The sequence below is a fragment of the Pseudomonas sp. GW821-FHT02H09 genome (assembly GCF_059421425.1).
Window position 1 is genome coordinate 1 of the sequence record NZ_JBWKVA010000010.1, and the last position, 20,304, is coordinate 20,304.

The following is a 20,304-nucleotide window of genomic DNA, read 5'->3' on the forward strand; positions in this document are numbered from 1 at the left end:
CGTCCCCTTCGTCTAGTGGCCTAGGACACCGCCCTTTCACGGCGGTAACAGGGGTTCGAGTCCCCTAGGGGACGCCACGATTACCCGCTCTGCGGGATTTATAGGGTCATTCAATTATTGAATGGCCCTTTTGTTTGTCTGGCATTCGCCAATTCTCTTATTTCTCTGTCTTCAGCTTTCTGTTCTCAAAGAATGGCTCTTCTGACCAACGGTCACATCAACGACTTGCGAAAATTTATTATGAGAATAATATTTTAGTCGTAATATTCGGAGGCAACGATGAACGATAAAAAAGCTCAAACCCGCGAACGTATCTTGAAGGCCGCAAGCGCAGCGCTGATTCAGCGTGGTCCGGCCGAGCCGAGCGTGGGGGAGGTGATGGGTGCCGCCGGGCTTACGGTGGGTGGCTTCTATGCGCACTTTGAAAGCAAGGATGCGCTGATGCTGGAGGCGTTCAGGCAACTGCTCGCTCAGCGCCGTGGCTTGATCGCGCAAATGGATGCCGAGTTGACCGGTGAAGAGCGTCGCGCCTTGGTCGCCGCGTTCTACCTGTCACGCAAGCACCGTGATTCTACCGAACAGGCTTGCCCGATCCCGGCTTCAGTCGGGGAGTTGGGGCGCCTGCCGGACGACTTTCGTCAGGCGCTGAATGAGCACCTGGAGTTGATGGTGGCGCAATTGGCGGCCAGTCCGGAAGACACCGACAAGGCTTTGGCCGATATCGCCCTGATGGTTGGTGGTCTGGCTCTGGCTCGTGCCCTGGGTGCCGGAGAGTTATCTGATCGACTGCTACGTGCCGCCAAGTCGGCGGTGCTGTGACCTGAAGCGAAAGCCTGAGGAGATGAGCGATGAGCACTTTAAGCTGGGTTCGTGGCGTTAATGGCACCCTGGGCTGGTTTGCACCGCAGCTGATTGCCCGCAAGATGCGGCTGGCGTTCATGACGCCGCGTGAACTGCCGCCGCGCGGTTGGGAGTTGCCGCTGCTGGCGAAGTCCGAGCGAATCACCTTGCGATTCGGGCTTTCGGCGTTGCGCTGGGGCCAGGGTCCAACGGTGTTGTTGATGCATGGTTGGGAAGGACGGCCGACGCAGTTCGCCAGCCTGATCACCGCGCTGGTCGACGCCGGTTACACGGTGGTCGCGCTGGACGGCCCGGCCCACGGTCGATCTCCTGGTCGTGAGGCGAATGTCGTGTTGTTCGCCCGCGCCATGCTTGAGGCTGCCGCCGAATTGCCACCGCTGCAAGCGGTCATCGGTCACTCCATGGGCGGTGCCAGCGCCATGCTGGCGGTCCAGTTGGGTTTGCGTACTGAAACCCTGGTCAGCATCGCCGCTCCAGCCCGCATACTGGGTGTGTTGCGCGGTTTTGCCCGGTATGTACGCCTGCCGCCCGCGGCGCGTTCGGCATTTATCCGGCAAGTTGAGCAGGAAGTCGGCATGCAGGCGTCTCTGCTCGATGTGGCCCACTATCAATTGGATATGCCAGGGCTGATCGTGCACGCCGAGGATGACTGCTTTGTTCCGGTCAAAGAATCGGAGCTGATTCACGAGGCCTGGTTTGACAGCCGTTTGTTGCGACTGCAAGAGGGCGGCCATCAGCGTGTACTGGCTGACCCGCGTTTGATCGACGGTGTGCTGGCCCTGCTCGCCGGTCGCAGTCTGCAATCGCGCCAAACCGCCTGAGCATCCGTTACACTGCCTCCGAATTCATCTGACCGGGGGAGTAGGGCATGGGCTGGGACCTGGCAACGCCATTTATCATTGATCTGCAGGTGGGGGCCGAAGACATTGACGGGCTCGGGCATGCCAATAACGCGATGTATGTCACCTGGCTCGAGCGCTGTGCCTGGCGTCATTCGCAGCGTTTGGGACTGGACCTGACCGAATACCGACGGCTGGATCGGGCGATGGCGGTGGTCCGCCACGAGATCGACTACCTGGCTGCTGCCTATGAATGTGATGAGCTGCAATTGGCGACCTGGATCGTCGATTGGGATCAGCGTCTGAAAATGACCCGGCGCTTTCAATTGGTCCGCCCAAGCGATAACACCACCTTGCTCCGGGCCCAGACCACTTTTGCCTGTATCGAGCTATCCAGTGGCAGGCCCAAGCGTATGCCCGCTGAGTTTATCGAGGGCTATGGCCCGGCGTTGCAAGTCGCAATCTAGCGCCGATCTGTGGCGAGGGGGTAGGCCCCCTCGCCACAAATGCTGGCGCAACTCTTTCGCCTGAAAACCCAGTAAACTGTCGCACGTTTTTTTGCCCGCGTTTTTCGTTGAGTGTTATCCATGCAAATTGCTTTGGCGCCCATGGAGGGGTTGGTCGACAACATCCTGCGGGATGTTTTGACCCAGGTTGGCGGGATCGATTGGTGTGTGACCGAATTCATTCGCGTCAATGATCGTCTGCTGACCCCGGCTTATTTTCACAAGCTGGCTCCTGAGTTGCTCAGCGGCGCGAAGACCGCTGCCGGCGTGCCATTGCGCGTGCAATTGCTCGGCTCTGACCCGGTGTGCCTGGCGGAAAACGCCGCACTGGCCTGCGAGTTGGGCTCGCAAGTCATTGACCTGAACTTCGGCTGTCCGGCCAAGACCGTCAACAAGTCTCGCGGCGGCGCGGTGCTGCTCAAAGAGCCGGAATTGCTGAACGCGATTGTCGCCCAAGTCCGTCGCGCGGTGCCGGCGCATATTCCGGTGACCGCCAAGATGCGCCTGGGCTTCGACAGCCCGGACGGCGCGTTGGTGTGTGCAACGGCTCTGGCCGAGGGCGGGGCTGAGCACATCGTCGTGCATGCCCGAACCAAGACCGACGGTTACAAGCCGCCTGCCCATTGGGAGTGGATTCCACGAGTTCAGGACGTGGTCAAAGTACCGGTGTTCGCCAACGGCGATATCTGGAGCGTCGAAGACTGGCGCCGCTGCCGTGAGATCAGCGGTGTCGAAGACATCATGCTCGGTCGCGGACTGGTCTCGCGCCCGGATCTGGCGCGGCAGATAGCCGCCGCGCGGGCCGGTGAGGAGGTTGTCGAGATGTCCTGGGCCGACCTGCAGCCGATGCTTCATGAGTTCTGGGCGCAGGCCGTCGCGCAACTGACGCCACGCTCTGCGCCGGGGCGTTTGAAGCAGTGGCTGGCGATGTTGACACGCAATTACCCTGAAGCGGTTGAGCTGTTCACTGCGATGCGTCGGGAAACCGATCTGGATCAGGTCGGGCGTTTGCTGGGCATTCAGCGCACCGAAGCGGCCTGATTTTTTTCAAAAAAAGCCTCTTGAAATGTGTGGGTCAATCCTTATCTCTTTTATACGCGATGCCGAATTCGGGTCGCGGAGATAACCACTTGCTGAATTTCAGGAGATAGATCATGAGTACTACATTTTCTTTGGCTCCACTGTTCCGTTCTTCGGTTGGCTTCGATCGTTTCAACGATCTGTTCGAGTCGGCGCTACGCAATGAGCCAGGTAGCACCTACCCACCCTACAACGTGGAAAAACACGCGGAAGATCAATACCGTATCGTGATTGCCGCGGCCGGTTTCCAGGAAGAAGACCTGGAGCTGCAAGTCGAAAAAGGCGTATTGACCATCAGTGGCGGCAAGCGCGATACCGGCGAAGACGTTACCTATCTGTACCAAGGTATCGCCCAGCGGGCCTTCAAACTGTCCTTCCGCCTGGCTGACCATATCGAAGTCAAGGCTGCGGGCCTGAGCAATGGTCTGTTGAGCATCGACCTGTTGCGTATCGTGCCGGAAGAGGCGAAAGCCCGGCTCATTCCAATCAATGGAACGCAAAAACCGGCTCTGAAGCACTGATTTTTGCCATATCAGCCAACTGCAATAGAAAGGGCGCCATCGGCGCCCTTTTTTGCGCCCCTCATTTGAGCAGCTTCTTGAACTCGTTCAGCGGTAACGGCCGGCTATGCAGGTAGCCCTGATACAAATGGCAGCCCAGGCCCTGCAAAAACTCAAGCTGCTCATGGGTTTCCACGCCTTCGGCAATCACCGTCAGCTCGAGGCTGAGGGCCATGGCGACGATGGCGCGGATGATTTCCGCGTCGTTCGGGTCGCTGGTTGCGTCGCGGACGAAGGACTGGTCGATTTTCAGCGCATCCACAGGCAGGCGTTTGAGGTAAGTCAGCGAAGAATAGCCGGTGCCAAAATCATCCATGGCAAAGCTCACCCCGAGCTTTTTCAGGCGGCGCATCTTGTTGACGGTGTCATCGAGGTTCTGGATCACGATCCCTTCGGTGATCTCCAGTTTCAGCAGCGAGCAGGGCAGTTGATGGTTGTTCATACTGCGTTCGATGTGTTCGACGAAGTCGTTCTGACGAAATTGCCGTGGACTGATATTCACGCAAAGGCTGAAATTGAGCGGGTCGATCCGGCCCTCATCTATCAGTTGGCGGAAGGCCAGGCAGGCCTCATTGAGAATCCAGGTACCGACTTCCAGAATCAGCCCGCTCTCTTCCAGGACTTTGATGAAATCTGCGGGGGGTTGCGCGCCCAGTTTTGGGTGCTGCCAGCGAACCAGTGCTTCGGCGCCCACTATGCGGTTGCCCCGTGCGTCGACTTGTGGCTGGAAGTGCAGGCTGAACTCGCCTCGTGAGAAGGCCAGGCGCAGGTCGGTTTCCATGCGCAATCGCTCACTGGCGGCTTTTTGCATGGTGCTGTGGAACATTTGCGTGGTATTTCGTCCGGAATCTTTAGCCCGGTAGAGCGCGATGTCCGCGCGCTTGAGCAAATCGCTCGGGGTCGAGCCGTGGTCGGGGATCAGGGCGATGCCGATGCTCGGTGTGACTTGCAACCGTTGACCGTCGAGAAACATGGGTTCGGACAGCAGATCGCGCAAGGTGTCGGCCAGCTCGCGTACTTGATCGCTGACTTCGCCGCGTGAGCCTTCCAGGCCGCTGAGCAATACCACAAACTCGTCGCCGCCAAGGCGCGCGACGGTGTCCTCCATGCGTACGCTGGCTTCAAGCCGGGCGGTAATGATTTTCAGCACCGTATCGCCGACCGGGTGACCGAGGGAGTCGTTGATGTGCTTGAAGTGATCGAGGTCGAGGAACAGCAGGGCGCCACGCAGGCTATGCCGTTTGAGCAGCGCTATCTGCTGGCTCAGGCGGTCCATCAGCAGTGCACGGTTGGGCAGGTTGGTCAGAGGGTCGTGGTAAGCCAGATGGCGGATCTGCGCCTCGGCATTCTTCAAAAGGCTGACGTCCCGCGCCGTCAGTAGCAGGCACGGCGTTTCATTCAGGGTAATGGGCTCGACCGATACCTCCACCGTGAGAATATCCCCGCGCTTGTTACGGCCGAGCATTTCCAGATGATGAACCCGGCCTTTCACCCGCAATTCGGCCAGCAAGGTCGAGCGCTGTTTCTCTTCGGCCCAGATACCGACCTGATACACCGTGCGCCCGATCACTTCATCGGCGCGGTAGCCTGTCAGCCGACAGAAACCGTCATTGACCTCCAGGTAGCACCCGGTGTCGCGTTCGGTGATGGTGATGGCATCGGGGCTTGAATGGAATGCCTTGGCGAACTTCTCTTCGCTGGCCTTGAGCGCAGCCTCGGAGCGTTGCTGTTGGGTAATGTCGCGCAGAGTGGTCACGATGCAGGGTTGGTCGCCGACGCTGATCTGGCGACTTGAGATCACGCAGGTCAGGACTTGGCCATTCTTGTGATGAACAATGACCGCGACATTGTTCAGCGCCTGCTCGCGGATGACTTGCTCGATGCGTTGCCGGCGTTGCGCTGAATCGTCCCAGAGCCCGATCTGATCGGCGCTGCGGTCCATGACGTCGGCGGCGGTCCAGCCAAATGTCTGGGTGAAACTGGAGTTGATCTCGATGAACTGGCCGGTGTCCTGGCGTGTCACGCAGATCGGGTCCGGGCTGACCTGGAACAGACTGGCAAATTTCTCTTCGGAGGTGATCAGGCGTTGTTCGCGCTCAACCTGCTCGGTGATGTCCAGCAAGGTGCCGGCCATACGCAATGGATTGCCATCTTCGTCGCGGTAGAGTCGGGCACGGCTTTCCAGGAAGCGCGAGCTGCCGTCTACCAGCTGCACCCGATAGGTCAGTTGATAGTTGCCGGCCGGTCCTTCGCGCAAGCTGCGGTAGGCATCGCGCATGCTGTCGCGCTCTTCACCGGGGACGCCTTCAAAGAACGCATCGAAGGGTTCGTGAAAAGGCTTGGGGTCCAGACCGTGAAGCTGTGCCGCGCGTGCCGAGCCATAGAGCATGCCGCTGGGAATGTGCCAGTCCCAGGTACCGAGCTGGGCAGAGTCCAGTGCCAGGTCGAGGCGCTCCTGGCTGTCTTTGAGGGCTTGTTCGGCATTTTTGCGTTCGGTGGTGTCAAGGAAGGTGCTGAGCAGATAGGGCTGCCCCTCCAGCTCAACTTTTTGTGCACTGAGAATGCCATCGTGGATTTGCCCGCTGCTGGCACGAAACTGCACCTCCATGTTGGTCAGTTCACCTTTGGCCTTGGTGGCCTTGACCAACCGCGCGCGTTGCTCCGGATCGACCCAAAGACCCAGCTCCAGTGTGGTGCGGCCGATTGCATCTTGCACTGGCCAGCCGAACAGGCTTTCGAAATATTGATTGGCCTCGCTGATCAGGCCGTCTTCCTGGCGGGTCAGCAGCACCATGTTTGGACACAGATGAAACAGCGTGGCGAAGCGTTTTTCCGAGCTGCTCAAGGCTTGTTCGCGCTGGCGTTGATGGGTGATTTCGCGGATCACGCCGATCATTCGCGGTTTGCCGTTCTTGTCCGGCACCAGGCTGCCGCTGATCTCCAGCCAATGCAGGCTGCCGTCCGGCCAGCGGATTCGGTGGTGCATTGCCTGCTCCAGTGGCGCGCCGGCGACCACCGCATTGAAGGCGCGCATGGCTTTGGCCCGATCCTCGATGGGCACCAGGTCCAGATATTCCAGGTCGGCTGGCAGCGGTTGCCGCGGGTCGAAGCCAAACAAGGCTTGAGTGCCGCGAGACCAGCTGATTTGCCCGCGTTCTATGTCCCAATACCAGGCGCCCAGGCGGGCACCGTTCAGCGCGGCGAGCAATTGCGGGGCGCTCTCCCAGCTCTGTTCCGACGTTTTCGGGTCCAGCGCCTTTATGCGCGGCATAGCGGGCGTGGAGTGGCGAGTGCGGTCAGAGGATTTGTGCATTGGCTGCGGGCCTTGAGCTCAATAGGGCATTTAGCGCGAGGGATCCAGACTATATCGGGTAAGCACAACTTATGCCGGTGTCCCTGGCAAATCGATTTGTGCATCCAATAAGGCCATGAAAGCCCGCGCAGCATTCGACAGCGTCCGTTCGGTGTGCAGGATATAGCCTAGCTGGCGAGTGAGCTGTATGCCCGGTAAAGGAATACGCGCCACCTGATCATCGAGCATGGTACGCGGTAAAACACTCCAGGCCAGGCCGATGGAGACCATCATTTTGATGGTTTCCAGATAATTGGTACTCATGGCGATGTTCGGCGTCAGCCCCTGGGCTTCGAACAGGCGCTGGACAATATGGTGGGTAAAGGTGTTGCCGCCGGGGAATACCGCTGGATGCAGGGCGATATCGGCCAGGCTGACCACTCCATTGCGGACAAGTGGGTGTTCCGGCGCGGCGACGAAGTCCAGCGGGTCATCCCAGACCGGTGTTGCCCGTACCAGTGTGTGCGGCTCCGGTGCAAGGGTGATCACCGCCAGTTCGGCGCGGCCATGGAGGATTTCTTCGTAAGCCACTTCCGAATCGAGGAACTGAATGTCCAGCGCTACGTCCGGATAGCGCCGGGTAAAGGCCCGCAACAACGGTGGCAAGCGGTGCAAGCCGATATGGTGACTGGTCGCCAGAGTCAGACGGCCGGTGACCTCGCCGGTCAGGTTGGTCAGCGCGCGGCGAGTGTCATCCAGCACATTGAGTATCTGATAGGCCCGGGGCAGCAGGGCACGCCCGGCTTCAGTCAGGCCGACTTCACGGCCGAGCCGGTCGAACAATCGCACCTTGAGTTGCTGCTCCAGCCCGGCAATGCGTTTGCTGATGGCCGGCTGCGTCAGGTGCAGGCGTTCGCCTGCACCGGAGAAGCTTCCGGTCTCGGCAATCGCGATAAAGGCATTAAGGTTGGCCAGATCCATGGTTGTATTCCAGATTGTTATCCAAAGCATGAAAAATATGAATTTGAGTTATTTAATGTAACGCCATAGGATCGACCTCACAAGCCAAGGGGTTATTGAAATGCATCAAAACCCGGGGCATAGAAATACGCTGATGAGGACCGTCTGATGGCCGGCAAAACGCTCTACGACAAGCTTTGGGATTCGCATTTGGTTAAGCAGCGCGACGATGGTTCGGCGCTGATTTATATCGATCGTCACATCATTCATGAAGTGACTTCGCCGCAGGCCTTCGAAGGCCTGCGTCTGGCCGGGCGCAAGCCTTGGCGCATCGATGCCAACATCGCGACCCCGGACCACAACGTACCGACCACCCCGGAGCGTAAAGGCGGTATTGAAGCCATCGTCGACCAGGTCTCGCGTTTGCAGGTTCAGACCCTCGATGACAACTGTGATGAATACGGCATCGTCGAATTCAAGATGAACGACATCCGCCAGGGCATCGTCCACGTCATCGGTCCGGAGCAGGGCGCGACCTTGCCGGGCATGACCGTGGTCTGCGGCGACTCCCACACCTCGACTCACGGCGCATTTGGTGCCCTGGCTCACGGGATCGGCACTTCCGAGGTCGAGCATGTGCTCGCCACTCAGTGTCTGGTTGCGAAAAAAATGAAAAACATGTTGGTTTCCGTTGAAGGCCAATTGCCTTTCGGCGTGACGGCCAAGGACATCGTCCTCGCGGTGATCGGCAAGATCGGCACCGCCGGCGGCAACGGCCACGCCATCGAGTTTGCCGGTAGCGCGATTCGCGACTTGTCGGTGGAAGGCCGCATGACCATCTGCAACATGTCCATCGAAGCCGGTGCACGGGTTGGTCTGGTCGCCGCGGACGAAAAAACTGTCGCCTACGTCAAGGGCCGTCCGTTTGCTCCGAAGGGCGCGGAATGGGACCTGGCGGTCGAAGCCTGGAAAGATCTGGTGTCCGACGCTGATGCGAAGTTCGACACCATCGTTGAACTCGACGCTACTCAGATCAAGCCGCAAGTCAGCTGGGGCACGTCTCCGGAAATGGTGCTCGCAGTCGATCAGAACGTGCCGGACCCGGCGAAAGAGATGGATCTGGTAAAACGCGGCTCCATCGAGCGTGCCTTGAAGTACATGGGTTTGAGCGCCAATCAGGCGATTACCGATATCCAGTTGGACCGTGTGTTCATCGGTTCTTGCACCAACTCGCGGATCGAAGATTTGCGCGCTGCGGCGGTGATCGCCAAGGGCCGTAAAGTGGCCTCGACCATCAAGCAGGCGATCGTGGTGCCGGGCTCGGGTCTGGTGAAGGCGCAGGCTGAGTCGGAAGGTCTGGACAAGATTTTCATCGAGGCCGGTTTCGAATGGCGTGAACCAGGCTGCTCGATGTGTCTGGCAATGAACCCGGACCGTTTGGAGTCGGGCGAGCACTGCGCATCGACCTCCAACCGCAACTTCGAAGGCCGTCAGGGTGCCGGTGGTCGTACGCACCTGGTCAGCCCGGCGATGGCTGCAGCGGCGGCCGTCAACGGTCGTTTCATCGATGTCCGTGAATTGATCCAGGGAGCGCAGTAATCATGAGAGCTTTTACCCAGCACACTGGTCTTGTCGCGCCTTTGGATCGTGCCAACGTCGACACCGATCAGATCATTCCCAAGCAGTTTCTCAAGTCGATCAAGCGCACCGGCTTTGGCCCGAACCTGTTCGATGAGTGGCGTTACCTGGATGTGGGGCAACCATATCAGGACAACTCCAAGCGTCCGTTGAACAAGGAGTTCGTGCTCAACGCCGAACGTTATCAAGGCGCCAGCGTGTTGCTCGCCCGGGAGAACTTCGGTTGCGGCTCGAGCCGCGAGCATGCGCCATGGGCACTGGAAGAATATGGCTTTCGCAGCATCATCGCGCCGAGCTACGCCGACATCTTCTTCAATAACAGCTTCAAGAACGGCTTGTTGCCGATCATCTTGAGCGATGCCGAAGTCGATGAGCTGTTCCAGCAGGTCGAGGCCAACCCGGGCTACCAGCTGCAGATCGACCTGCAAGCCCAGACGGTGACCCGTCCGGACGGCAAGGTATTGAGTTTCGAGATTGACGCGTTCCGCAAACACTGCCTGATCAACGGTCTGGACGATATCGGCTTGACCCTGCAGGACCATGAAGCGATTGCCACTTTCGAAGCCAAACATCGTGCGAGCCAGCCTTGGTTGTTTCGCGACGCGTGATTGATTCGAAATTGTTGTAGGCAGTTGCGGCCTCATCGCGAGCAAGCTCGGCTCCTGCAAGGGAGTGCGTTGCCCTGGTAGGAGCCGAGCTTGCTCGCGAAGACGGCCGCACAGACAACACAAAGCTCGCCCCCAAAGGAAATCAGCATGACCAGTAATGCCCATAGCCAAGTGGTACAAAAGCAATTCGGTGAACAGGCCGCGGCCTATCTGAGCAGCGCCGTGCACGCTCAAGGCACCGAGTTCGCGTTGCTACAGGCCGAGCTGGCCGGGCGCTCAGATGCAAAAGTTCTGGATCTGGGTTGCGGCGCCGGTCATGTCAGTTTTCATGTCGCGGCGTTGGTGAACGAGGTCGTGGCTTACGACCTGTCTCAGCAGATGCTCGACGTGGTGGCTGGCGCGGCGGTCGATCGAGGGCTGAGCAATGTCACTACAGTGCTGGGCGCTGCCGAGCGTCTGCCGTTCGCCGATGGCGAGTTCGATTTCGTTTTCAGCCGGTATTCGGCGCACCACTGGAGCGATCTCGGTCTGGCCCTGCGCGAAGTGCGGCGGGTGCTCAAGCCGGGCGGGGTAGCTGCGTTTATCGATGTGATGTCGCCGGGTAGCCCGTTGTTCGACACTTACCTGCAAAGCGTCGAAGTGCTGCGCGACACCAGTCACGTGCGCGATTATTCTGCCGGTGAGTGGTTGCGTCAGGTCAGCGAAGCGGGTTTGCATACCCGCAGCACGACTCGCCAGCGTCTGCGTCTGGAGTACACCTCCTGGGTCGAGCGTATGCGTACGCCTCAGGCGCTGCGGGTGGCGATCCGTGAGTTGCAGCAGGCCATGGGCGCTGAGGTGCGCGAGTATTTTGAGATTGAGGCCGACGGTTCGTTCAGTACGGATGTACTGGTGCTGTGGGCCGAACGATAGAATTTTTCCCCGGTGAACCCGCGAGCCTGCGGGCACGCCGACAGATGAAATGAGGAAAGCATGAGCAAGCAGATTCTGATTCTCCCGGGTGACGGTATTGGTCCGGAAATCATGGCCGAAGCGGTCAAGGTGCTGGAACTGGCCAACGACAAGTATCAGTTGGGTTTTGAGCTGAGCCATGACGTGATCGGCGGCGCAGCCATCGACAAGCACGGCGTGCCGTTGGCTGATGAAACCCTGGAGCGCGCTCGTGCTGCCGATGCGGTGCTGCTCGGCGCCGTGGGCGGCCCGAAGTGGGACAAGATCGAGCGTGACATCCGTCCTGAGCGCGGATTGCTGAAGATTCGTGCGCAACTGGGGCTGTTCGGCAATCTGCGCCCGGCGATCCTTTACCCGCAATTGGCCGATGCATCGAGCCTCAAGCCGGAAATCGTCTCTGGCCTGGATATCCTGATCGTCCGCGAACTGACCGGCGGTATCTATTTCGGCGCGCCCCGTGGCACCCGCGAGCTGGAAAATGGTGAGCGTCAGGCCTACGACACGCTGCCCTACAGCGAAAGCGAGATCCGTCGTATCGCCCGTGTCGGTTTCGACATGGCGCGAGTACGCGGCAAAAAGCTCTGCTCGGTGGATAAAGCCAACGTACTGGCATCCAGTCAGCTGTGGCGTGAAGTCGTTGAGCAAGTGGCCAAGGACTACCCGGACGTCGAGCTGAGCCACATGTACGTCGACAATGCCGCGATGCAGCTGGTGCGTGCACCCAAGCAATTCGACGTGATTGTCACCGACAACCTGTTTGGCGATATCCTGTCTGACGAAGCGTCGATGCTCACCGGTTCCATCGGCATGCTGCCGTCGGCGTCGCTGGATGCCAACAACAAGGGCATGTACGAGCCGTGCCACGGTTCGGCGCCGGACATCGCGGGGCAGGGCATTGCCAACCCGCTGGCGACCATTTTGTCGGTATCGATGATGCTGCGTTACAGCTTCAATCTGCTGGACGCCGCCGATGCCATCGAGAAGGCCGTGAGCCTGGTACTGGATCAAGGTTTGCGCACCGGCGACATCTGGTCGAACGGTTGCACTAAAGTCGGTACGCAGGAAATGGGTGACGCAGTAGTCGCCGCGCTGCGGAATCTGTAATCTCTCGGGCCCGCTGCCACTTTCACCCATGAAAGCAGCGGCCCACTTTTTCAAGAAGGTGTAGTTGCGATGAAACGTGTAGGTCTGATCGGTTGGCGCGGTATGGTCGGTTCCGTGCTCATGCAGCGGATGCTGGAAGAGCAGGATTTCGATCTTATCGAGCCGGTGTTTTTCACCACTTCCAATGTCGGTGGCCAAGGCCCGTCCGTGGGCAAGGACATTGCTCCGCTGAAGGATGCTTACAGCATTGAAGAGCTGAAAACCCTCGACGTGATTCTGACCTGCCAGGGTGGCGACTACACCAGCGAAGTCTTCCCGAAACTGCGCGAAGCCGGCTGGCAGGGTTACTGGATCGACGCCGCTTCCAGCCTGCGCATGCAGGATGACGCGGTGATCGTGCTGGATCCGGTGAACCGCAAGGTCATCGATCAGCAGCTCGACGCGGGCACCAGGAACTACATCGGCGGCAACTGCACCGTCAGCCTGATGCTGATGGGCCTGGGCGGTCTGTTCGAAGCCGGTCTGGTGGAGTGGATGAGCGCCATGACGTATCAGGCGGCCTCCGGTGCCGGCGCGCAGAACATGCGTGAACTGATCAAGCAGATGGGCGCTACCCACGCCGCTGTCGCCGATGAACTGGCCAACCCGGCCAGCGCCATCCTCGACATCGACCGTAAAGTGGCCGAAGCCATGCGCAGCGACGCTTACCCGACCGAAAATTTCGGTGTGCCGTTGGCCGGCAGCCTGATCCCGTGGATCGACAAAGAGCTGCCGAACGGTCAGAGCCGTGAAGAGTGGAAGGCCCAGGCCGAGACCAACAAGATCCTCGGTCGCTTCAAGAGCCCGATCCCGGTGGACGGCATTTGCGTGCGCATTGGCGCCATGCGCTGCCACAGCCAGGCGTTGACCATCAAACTGAACAAAGACGTGCCGATTGCCGATATCGAAGGGCTGATCAGCCAGCACAACCCTTGGGTCAAACTGGTGCCAAACCAGCGCGAGATCAGCATGCAGGAGCTGAGCCCAACCAAGGTCACCGGCACCCTGAACGTACCGGTGGGCCGTCTGCGCAAGCTGAACATGGGGTCGCAGTTCGTCGGTGCTTTCACCGTCGGCGACCAACTGCTGTGGGGCGCGGCCGAGCCGCTGCGTCGCATGTTGCGGATTCTGCTTGAGCGTTGATCGTTTGAAGCATTGAAAAAACCCGTGTCTCGAAAGAGATGCGGGTTTTTTTATGATGCAGTGATCGTTCCCACGCTCTGCGTGGGAATGCATCCCGTGACGCTCCGCGTCACATCTACGGCGGACGCAGAGCGTCCATGGCGGCATTTCCACGCAGGAGCGTGGAAACGATCAGTATTGTGACGAATTGCCTAGGCATCTCTCGACCGGTAAAGTGCCGCTCCCCCGTTTCGCCTGAGGTAGCAACATGAGCCAGTCCTTTGATATTGCCGTGATCGGCGCCACCGGTACTGTCGGCGAAACACTCGTCCAGATTCTCGAAGAGCGTGATTTCCCTGTCGCCAACTTGTACCTGCTGGCCAGCAGCGAGTCGGCCGGGCACTCGGTGCCGTTCCGCGGCAAGAACATGCGAGTGCGTGAAGTCGACGAATTCGACTTCAGCAAGGTTCAGTTGGTGTTCTTCGCTGCGGGTCCCGCGGTTACGCTGAGTTTCGCGCCGCGTGCTACAGCTGCCGGTTGTGCGGTGATCGATTTGTCCGGTGCCTTGCCCGCCGCGCAAGCGCCGCAGGTCGTTCCGGAAGCCAACGGCCAGGTGCTGGCCGGGCTGAAAAAACCAGTACAACTGAGCAGCCCAAGTGCATCGGCCACCGCGTTGGCGGTAGTGTTGGCGCCGTTGCGTGGTTTGCTCGATATTCAACGCATCAACCTGACGGCCTGCCTGGCCGTTTCCGCGCAAGGTCGCGAAGCCGTTCAAGAGCTGGCCCGGCAAACCGCCGAACTGCTTAATGTCCGCCCGTTGGAGCCGCGATTCTTTGATCGGCAGATGGCGTTCAACCTGCTGGCTCAAGTTGGCACCCCTGATGCTCAAGGCCACACGTTGTTGGAAAAGCGCCTGGTCAGGGAGCTGCGTGAGGTCCTGGCGCAGCCTTTGTTAAAGATTTCTGTTACCTGTGTTCAAGCCCCGGTGTTTTTTGGCGATAGCTTTAGCGTGACCTTGCAGTCTGCGACCGATATCGACCTGGTGCAGGTCAACGCGGCGTTGGACGCGGCTGCGGGCATCGAACTGGTCGAAGCGGGTGATTACCCGACGGCGGTCGGCGATGCGGTGGGGCAGGATGTAGTGTATGTCGGACGGGTTCGGACCAGTGTCGACGACCCGGCGGAACTTAATCTGTGGCTGACGTCAGATAACGTACGCAAAGGTGCCGCGCTGAACGCTGTGCAGTTGGCTGAGTTGTTGATAAAAGACCTTCTGTAAAAGATACTTGGCAACAATTTGCATAATGATTCTGGCCGGGCAGTATGCTCGGCTGGTTGTTGCTGGAGGTGAGCCGCTTTACGGGGCTTCCAGGGGCATGAATGAAATAATCGCGTGCAGGTCACGTTCATCACTGCACGCAATGCCTTACGGCAGCGGCTACTACACCTTCTCGCTAGCCGAGGAGTGTTCAAACAAAGGATGAGGCAATGGTTCAAGTTCGCAAACTGGTGTTAGCAATTGCGGCCGCCTCGGCGCTGTCCTCCGGTATGGCGCAGGCCCTTGGACTCGGCGAGTTGACCCTGAAGTCGACTCCGAACCAGCCGCTGGTGGCAGAAATCGAACTGCTTGATGTCAAGGACCTCACCGCTGCCGAAGTAGTGCCGAGCCTGGCGTCATCGGAAGAGTTCGCCAAGGCTGGTGTCGACCGTCAGGCATTCCTCAATGACCTGACCTTCACCACGGTACTCAATGCCAGTGGCAAAAGCGTTTTGCGCGTGACTTCGAGCAAGCCGCTGTCCGAGCCGATGGTCAAGTTTCTGGTGCAGGTGATGTGGCCTAGCGGCCGTCTGCTGCGTGATTACAGCGTGTTGCTGGATCCTTCGAAGTTCTCCCCGCAAACTGCTGAAGCCGCTGCTCAGTCCGCGCCAGCTCCAGCTGCTGCGGTCACCGCTCCGCTCACCGGGGCAGGCAAGCCTGCGCAATACACCACTACGCGGCGCGACACCCTTTGGGAGATTGCCGCGAAGGCTCGTAACGGCGGTTCGGTCCAGCAGACCATGCTGGCAATTCAGGCATTGAACCCGGATGCCTTTATCGACGGCAATATCAATCGGTTGAAAGCCGGTCAGGTATTGCGTTTGCCGGCCCCTGAGCAAATTACCAGCCTGCCGCAGCCTAAGGCTGTTGCCGAAGTCGCCGCGCAGAATACTGCCTGGCGCCAGGGCCGCCGCCTGGCCTCGCGCCCGCAGCAGCTGGACGCCACCAAGCGTGCGCGTGGCGATACCGCGCCGTCGCAAACAGCAGCCAAAGATAATTTGAGTCTGGTTTCCGCGGATTCCGGCAAAGCGCGTGGCAAAGGTGCGGCTGGCGACAGCAAAGCGCTGAGCAACAAGCTCGCCGTTACTCAGGAAAGCCTCGATTCGACCCGGCGCGACAATGCCGAATTGAAAAGTCGCATGACGGATCTGCAAAGCCAGCTGGACAAACTCCAGCGCTTGATCGAGCTGAAGAACAATCAGTTGGCCAAGATGCAAGCCGAAGGCGCGGACGCTTCCAAGCCTTCGGTGGCGATGCCGGCCGAGTTGGTCGCACATTCTCAGGCTGCGGTGACGCCACCGGCAGACGCGGCGCCAGTACCGGCGCCTGACGCTGCCAAACCTGCAGCGGTACCTGCCGAGACGCCGATTCAAGCGGCGACCCCGGCCGCGCAAGAGTCGAAATACAATGATCTGCTGACCAATCCAGTCTTGTTGGGGCTGATTGGTGGCGGTGCGGTGGTGGTTCTGCTGTTGCTGCTGCTGTTGGCGCGTCGTCGCAAAGCTCAGCAAGAGGCCGAAAAGCATATGCGCATGGCCCGTGCCTTGTCAGAGGAAGCTGAGTTTTCCAGCGATCTGGAGCTGCCGGAAAGCAGCTTCGAAGGTCTTGAAGTTCCACCGCCGAGCGTCAAGCTCGCTCCAGCTCCGATCGCGCCCGTTGTAGTTGTAGCGCCCATTGCCGCACCGTTGGTAGCGCCAGCGGCTGAGCGTTCGGACGACGTTCTGGCGCAAGCGCAATCGCACATCGATCGCGGTGCCTTGAATCAGGCTGCCGAGATTCTGGAAGTGGCCATCAAGCAGGAACCGCAGCGCAGTGACTTGCGCTTGAAACTGATGGAAGTCTATGGCGCACAGGGCGATCGTGACGCGTTTGTCGCTCAAGAGCGTCAGTTGGTCGCCAATGGCAAGAATCATGCTGAAGTCGAACAGCTGAAAAGCCGTTTCCCGTCGATGGTTGCAGTGGCGGCCGTCGCAGGTATCGGCGCGGCGGCGGTGGCTGCTGCGCTGGACGCACAATACGTCAAGGATCTGCTGCTTGATGAGCCTGAGGCGCCAGCCCCGGCCGCAATGGATGATGAGTTTGATACCGCCTTTGATCTGAGTCTGGATGATCTGGAAGCGGCTTCTCCTGCGGTGGTCGTGCCTGAGCCTGAGCTTGAAGCCTTTCCGCTGGATGATGATTTGAGCTTCGAATCGGTGTTGCAGCAGCAGGCCGAAGCGAAGGAGAGCCTGGACGATCTGTCGGATTTCGATCTTGATCTGGGCGGTGACATGCCAGCCGACGCGCTGGCCGATGACGAGTTCCTGTTGAGCCTTGACGATGACCTGAAAGACCTGCCGGTCACTGAAGTGCCGACGGTTACCACGGCGCCGATCGATGATCTGGAGCTGCCGGCTGATTTCGATCTGTCTCTGTCCGATGAGCTCGATGCGCACACCGAGCCGGATGCGTTCGCTGTGGAGCTTGATCACGTCAACGCCGAGCTGGATCGTCTATCGCAAAGTCTGAAGCAGCCGCCTATCGCAGAGTCGTTCGCCGGGCCAAGCTTCACGGTCGAGGACGCAGCGATCGACACTGACGAGCCTGAGTTCGATTTCCTCTCGGGTACCGATGAGGTCGCTACCAAGCTGGACCTGGCTCAGGCTTACATCGACATGGGCGACAGCGATGGTGCACGGGATATCCTCAGTGAAGTGATCACTGAGGGTGATGACAGTCAGAAAAGCGAAGCCAAGGAAATGCTGGCACGTTTGGCCTGATACATCGCACCCGCTTTAACGACAACGGCAGCCATTGAGGCTGCCGTTGTTGTTTCTGTGGTCGCTAGACCTCTAATACCCCATGCCAGTGTGCGAGTCAGGCCAGCAAATCCTCATAAAATGCCCCAAACGGACGAGTAGGGTGGGCGATCTGGATTTCCAGAATCCACAGGCCAACATCGGGGCAGGCTTCGAAATTTCCCAGATCCCCGGCGCGATAGATGGCGTGGGGGAAATCACTGACGCGATGGCCTTTGATGTCCAGGTTCAGTACCCATCCCATGGCCGTTGCCTGCGCCTCGGCGTAGCGATACAACTCAGGCCCGGCTACCTGATGGGTTCGCCAATAGTCGTGAACCTGATCAAACAGGGTTTTGGCAGCCGTGGCGCAAGCGTGCATCTCTGGATCGTTGCCGGTGGTGAAGGTTGCGCCGCAGTCCCCCTCATGCTGATCCCAGACCACGCCCAGGTCGATAAAGAAAATATCGTTGTCACCCAGTGCCGGATCGCCTTCGGAGCGCTGTTTGAATGTTTTTAAAGTGTTTTCGCCGAAACGGATCAGCAGTGGATGCCAGATGCGGTCCATGCCCAGTTCTTGCAAAACCTCCAGGCCCAGCGCTTTGGCTTCGGATTCAAGCATGCCGGGCTTGATGCGTCTGGCCATCTCTTCGATGGCTTCCCAGGTCTTGCGTTTGGCGTGGCGCATGCCTTCCAGGCTATAGGCCAGGCCAACGGCTTCTTTGTTTATGGCGGTCATCGATCAGGTCTCGGTAAGGGGTTTTTTTGATCTTCGTTGTATATAAATATATATAGCGATGTCGTTGGGCAGGATGCAATCGTTGCGTGAGGTGGCGATCAAAAAGTTGAAGTCTGAAACTAAAAACGGCGTGAACATGGCGTCTCGGTCTCGCGGCCTTATAATGGACACCTTTGCGTAAATCAGCAGGCTGTAAGTCCTTGGCAAATATAGATAACGCGGCCGCCGAAATGGCGGCCGCAGGCTTTTCCAGAATCGCTTTGGGTGTTGAATACAAAGGTTCGCGTTATTGCGGCTGGCAGCGTCAGGCTTCCGGCGTTTTGACGGTGCAGGAAACCCTTGAAAATGCCTTGTCCAAAGTCGCCGACTCTCCGGTATCGCTGATGTGTGCCGGCCGTACCGACGCCGGCGTGCATGCCTGCGGGCAAGTAGTGCATTTCGATACCCAGGCCGAACGCTCGATGAAGGCCTGGGTCATGGGGGCCAACATCAATCTGCCCCACGATATCAGCGTGAGCTGGGCCAAGGTCATGCCTGCCGATTTCCATGCACGCTTCAAGGCGATTGCCCGGCGCTACCGTTATGTGATTTACAACGATCAGATTCGCCCGGCGCATTTGAATCAGGAAATTACCTGGAACCATCGCCCGCTGGATGTACAGCGTATGGCCGAAGCCGCCGAGCATCTGGTCGGGACTCACGATTTCAGTGCGTTTCGCGCCGGTCAGTGCCAGGCCAAGTCACCGATCAAGAAGCTCCATCATCTGCGTGTGACCCAGCACGGCAAGATGATCGTGCTGGATATCCGTGCCGGTTCATTTCTGCATCATATGGTGCGTAATATCGCTGGGGTGCTGATGACCATCGGCGCCGGTGAGCGGCCGGTGGAGTGGGCCAGGGAAGTGCTCGAAAGCCGTATTCGTCGAACCGGTGGCGTGACCGCCCATCCGTACGGGCTGTATCTGGTACAGGTTGAGTACCACGACGAGTTCCAATTGCCCGAGCGTTTCATTGGCCCGCATTTCCTGACCGGCTTCTCGGAACTTGACGGCTGACGCCCGGAAAAGCATTTGTTACCATCCGGGACTTTCTCGGATCAGCCCTGAGGTTCAAACGACATGTCAGCCGTTCGCAGCAAGATTTGCGGGATTACCCGCATAGAAGACGCCTTGGCAGCCGTCGACGCCGGGGCGGATGCGATTGGTTTTGTGTTTTACGCCAAAAGCCCTCGGGCGGTGAGTGTGCAGCAGGCGCGGGCGATCATCGCGGCGTTGCCGCCATTCGTGACCACTGTCGGTTTGTTCGTCAATGCCAGTCGTTGCGAGCTGGGCGAGATTCTCGATGCCGTGCCGCTGGACCTGCTGCAGTTTCATGGCGAGGAAACGCCGTCCGATTGCGAGGGTTATCACCGGCCCTACATCAAGGCGCTGCGGGTCAAGGCCGGCGATGACATCGCTGCCAGGTGCGAGGCTTATGCGGGTGCCAGCGGGATATTGCTGGATACCTATGTCGAAGGCGTTCCTGGAGGTACCGGAGAAGCGTTCGACTGGTCGTTGGTGCCGCAGGGCCTGAGCAAGCCGATCATCCTCGCCGGAGGTCTGTCAGCGACGAATGTGGCTGAGGCCATCGCCCGGGTCCATCCGTATGCGGTGGACGTCAGTGGTGGGGTGGAGCAGAGCAAAGGCATCAAGGATCACGCAAAGATTCGTGCGTTTATTCAGGCCGTACGTAGCAGCAGCTAGCCGATGTGACGGCTGGCAGTCTGCCGCCGTCCATAACACCACTGTACACAACAGGCTTGGCACCGTCCCTGGACGGGCCGAAATTAAAGTGGCAGCCGCTCTGGAGCGGCTGCCGGGATGGCTGAGGATTTGTTCGGTTACACGCAGGTCAAGCCTCGCGCTGACCGC

The 20,304-nt window shown here is 59.2% G+C and carries 17 protein-coding genes and 1 tRNA gene; 15 read left to right on the forward strand and 3 right to left on the reverse strand.

The genetic code is table 11. The annotated features are described in order from the left end of the window. Position 1: 1 nt before the first annotated feature. From AC07VR_RS15140 to AC07VR_RS15165, 6 genes are all read left to right on the forward strand, one after another. Positions 2-77, forward strand: a tRNA-Glu gene (locus AC07VR_RS15140). A gap of 202 nt (positions 78-279) precedes the next feature. Next, positions 280-819, forward strand: a complete 540-nt coding sequence (locus AC07VR_RS15145) for a TetR/AcrR family transcriptional regulator (RefSeq protein ID WP_495011679.1) — start codon at positions 280-282, stop codon at positions 817-819. A 29-nt stretch (positions 820-848) separates the two neighbouring features. Continuing rightward, the gene (locus tag AC07VR_RS15150; RefSeq protein ID WP_495011680.1) at positions 849-1,682 is read left to right on the forward strand and encodes an alpha/beta fold hydrolase; all 834 of its coding nucleotides are present in this window, start codon (positions 849-851) and stop codon (positions 1,680-1,682) included. Positions 1,683-1,729: 47 nt separating this feature from the next. Then, positions 1,730-2,167, forward strand: a complete 438-nt coding sequence (locus AC07VR_RS15155) for an acyl-CoA thioesterase (protein ID WP_494994678.1) — start codon at positions 1,730-1,732, stop codon at positions 2,165-2,167. Between the two features lie 120 nt (positions 2,168-2,287). Next, positions 2,288-3,247, forward strand: coding sequence for a tRNA dihydrouridine synthase (locus tag AC07VR_RS15160; RefSeq protein WP_495011681.1), 960 nt, complete (start codon positions 2,288-2,290; stop codon positions 3,245-3,247). 113 nt (positions 3,248-3,360) lie between these two features. Continuing rightward, positions 3,361-3,807 (forward strand): Hsp20 family protein, encoded by a 447-nt coding sequence (locus tag AC07VR_RS15165; RefSeq protein ID WP_494994680.1) that lies wholly within the window; start codon positions 3,361-3,363, stop codon positions 3,805-3,807. A gap of 61 nt (positions 3,808-3,868) precedes the next feature. Here the strand turns inward: AC07VR_RS15165 and AC07VR_RS15170 are convergent, their stop codons facing one another. Both AC07VR_RS15170 and AC07VR_RS15175 read right to left on the reverse strand, forming a co-directional pair. Beyond that, entirely contained in the window at positions 3,869-7,159 is a 3,291-nt protein-coding gene (locus tag AC07VR_RS15170; protein WP_495011682.1) for a PAS domain S-box protein, read from the reverse strand. A gap of 69 nt (positions 7,160-7,228) precedes the next feature. Next, positions 7,229-8,119: a LysR family transcriptional regulator gene (locus AC07VR_RS15175; protein WP_494994682.1), complete on the reverse strand. Its 891-nt coding sequence runs from the start codon at positions 8,117-8,119 to the stop codon at positions 7,229-7,231. 147 nt (positions 8,120-8,266) lie between these two features. Here AC07VR_RS15175 and leuC point away from each other — a divergent pair, with 147 nt between their 5' ends. From leuC to AC07VR_RS15210, 7 genes are all read left to right on the forward strand, one after another. Beyond that, complete coding sequence (leuC, locus tag AC07VR_RS15180; protein WP_494994683.1) at positions 8,267-9,697, forward strand: 3-isopropylmalate dehydratase large subunit; 1,431 nt, start codon at positions 8,267-8,269, stop codon at positions 9,695-9,697. A gap of 2 nt (positions 9,698-9,699) precedes the next feature. Continuing rightward, complete coding sequence (leuD, locus tag AC07VR_RS15185) at positions 9,700-10,344, forward strand: 3-isopropylmalate dehydratase small subunit (RefSeq protein WP_495011683.1); 645 nt, start codon at positions 9,700-9,702, stop codon at positions 10,342-10,344. Between the two features lie 147 nt (positions 10,345-10,491). After that, positions 10,492-11,256, forward strand: a complete 765-nt coding sequence (locus AC07VR_RS15190; RefSeq protein ID WP_494994685.1) for a class I SAM-dependent methyltransferase — start codon at positions 10,492-10,494, stop codon at positions 11,254-11,256. A gap of 60 nt (positions 11,257-11,316) precedes the next feature. Continuing rightward, a complete protein-coding gene (gene leuB / locus AC07VR_RS15195) occupies positions 11,317-12,399 on the forward strand; it encodes a 3-isopropylmalate dehydrogenase (RefSeq protein ID WP_494994686.1) in 1,083 nt (360 codons plus the stop codon). Positions 12,400-12,468: 69 nt separating this feature from the next. Continuing rightward, positions 12,469-13,581, forward strand: a complete 1,113-nt coding sequence (gene asd, locus AC07VR_RS15200) for an aspartate-semialdehyde dehydrogenase (protein WP_494994687.1) — start codon at positions 12,469-12,471, stop codon at positions 13,579-13,581. Between the two features lie 247 nt (positions 13,582-13,828). Then, positions 13,829-14,839, forward strand: coding sequence for an aspartate-semialdehyde dehydrogenase (locus tag AC07VR_RS15205; RefSeq protein WP_494994688.1), 1,011 nt, complete (start codon positions 13,829-13,831; stop codon positions 14,837-14,839). Between the two features lie 209 nt (positions 14,840-15,048). Then, the gene (locus AC07VR_RS15210) at positions 15,049-17,637 is read left to right on the forward strand and encodes a FimV/HubP family polar landmark protein (protein ID WP_495011684.1); all 2,589 of its coding nucleotides are present in this window, start codon (positions 15,049-15,051) and stop codon (positions 17,635-17,637) included. 97 nt (positions 17,638-17,734) lie between these two features. On the opposite strand, the gene AC07VR_RS15215 is transcribed toward AC07VR_RS15210, so the two are convergent. After that, on the reverse strand, positions 17,735-18,394 hold the full coding sequence (locus AC07VR_RS15215) for a M24 family metallopeptidase (protein ID WP_494994690.1): 660 nt from the start codon (positions 18,392-18,394) through the stop codon (positions 17,735-17,737). A gap of 230 nt (positions 18,395-18,624) precedes the next feature. On the opposite strand from AC07VR_RS15215, the gene truA reads away from it, so the two are divergent. Beyond that, positions 18,625-19,449: a tRNA pseudouridine(38-40) synthase TruA gene (truA, locus tag AC07VR_RS15220; protein WP_494994839.1), complete on the forward strand. Its 825-nt coding sequence runs from the start codon at positions 18,625-18,627 to the stop codon at positions 19,447-19,449. Positions 19,450-19,512: 63 nt separating this feature from the next. Beyond that, positions 19,513-20,136: a phosphoribosylanthranilate isomerase gene (locus tag AC07VR_RS15225; RefSeq protein WP_495011685.1), complete on the forward strand. Its 624-nt coding sequence runs from the start codon at positions 19,513-19,515 to the stop codon at positions 20,134-20,136. Positions 20,137-20,304 lie beyond the last annotated feature (168 nt).

What these genes read in the sequence shown, in the direction of transcription:
- AC07VR_RS15225 (WP_495011685.1), top strand. Translation starts at nt 19,513, where the DNA reads ATGTCAGCCGTTCGCAGCAAGATTTGCGGGATTACCCGCATAGAAGAC.
- truA (WP_494994839.1), top strand. Translation starts at nt 18,625, where the DNA reads ATGGCGGCCGCAGGCTTTTCCAGAATCGCTTTGGGTGTTGAATACAAA.
- AC07VR_RS15190 (WP_494994685.1), top strand. Translation starts at nt 10,492, where the DNA reads ATGACCAGTAATGCCCATAGCCAAGTGGTACAAAAGCAATTCGGTGAA.
- AC07VR_RS15145 (WP_495011679.1), top strand. Translation starts at nt 280, where the DNA reads ATGAACGATAAAAAAGCTCAAACCCGCGAACGTATCTTGAAGGCCGCA.
- AC07VR_RS15205 (WP_494994688.1), top strand. Translation starts at nt 13,829, where the DNA reads ATGAGCCAGTCCTTTGATATTGCCGTGATCGGCGCCACCGGTACTGTC.
- AC07VR_RS15160 (WP_495011681.1), top strand. Translation starts at nt 2,288, where the DNA reads ATGCAAATTGCTTTGGCGCCCATGGAGGGGTTGGTCGACAACATCCTG.
- AC07VR_RS15155 (WP_494994678.1), top strand. Translation starts at nt 1,730, where the DNA reads ATGGGCTGGGACCTGGCAACGCCATTTATCATTGATCTGCAGGTGGGG.
- AC07VR_RS15150 (WP_495011680.1), top strand. Translation starts at nt 849, where the DNA reads ATGAGCACTTTAAGCTGGGTTCGTGGCGTTAATGGCACCCTGGGCTGG.
- AC07VR_RS15170 (WP_495011682.1), bottom strand. Translation starts at nt 7,159, where the DNA reads ATGCACAAATCCTCTGACCGCACTCGCCACTCCACGCCCGCTATGCCG.
- AC07VR_RS15175 (WP_494994682.1), bottom strand. Translation starts at nt 8,119, where the DNA reads ATGGATCTGGCCAACCTTAATGCCTTTATCGCGATTGCCGAGACCGGA.
- leuB (WP_494994686.1), top strand. Translation starts at nt 11,317, where the DNA reads ATGAGCAAGCAGATTCTGATTCTCCCGGGTGACGGTATTGGTCCGGAA.
- leuC (WP_494994683.1), top strand. Translation starts at nt 8,267, where the DNA reads ATGGCCGGCAAAACGCTCTACGACAAGCTTTGGGATTCGCATTTGGTT.
- AC07VR_RS15165 (WP_494994680.1), top strand. Translation starts at nt 3,361, where the DNA reads ATGAGTACTACATTTTCTTTGGCTCCACTGTTCCGTTCTTCGGTTGGC.
- AC07VR_RS15210 (WP_495011684.1), top strand. Translation starts at nt 15,049, where the DNA reads ATGGTTCAAGTTCGCAAACTGGTGTTAGCAATTGCGGCCGCCTCGGCG.
- AC07VR_RS15215 (WP_494994690.1), bottom strand. Translation starts at nt 18,394, where the DNA reads ATGACCGCCATAAACAAAGAAGCCGTTGGCCTGGCCTATAGCCTGGAA.
- leuD (WP_495011683.1), top strand. Translation starts at nt 9,700, where the DNA reads ATGAGAGCTTTTACCCAGCACACTGGTCTTGTCGCGCCTTTGGATCGT.
- asd (WP_494994687.1), top strand. Translation starts at nt 12,469, where the DNA reads ATGAAACGTGTAGGTCTGATCGGTTGGCGCGGTATGGTCGGTTCCGTG.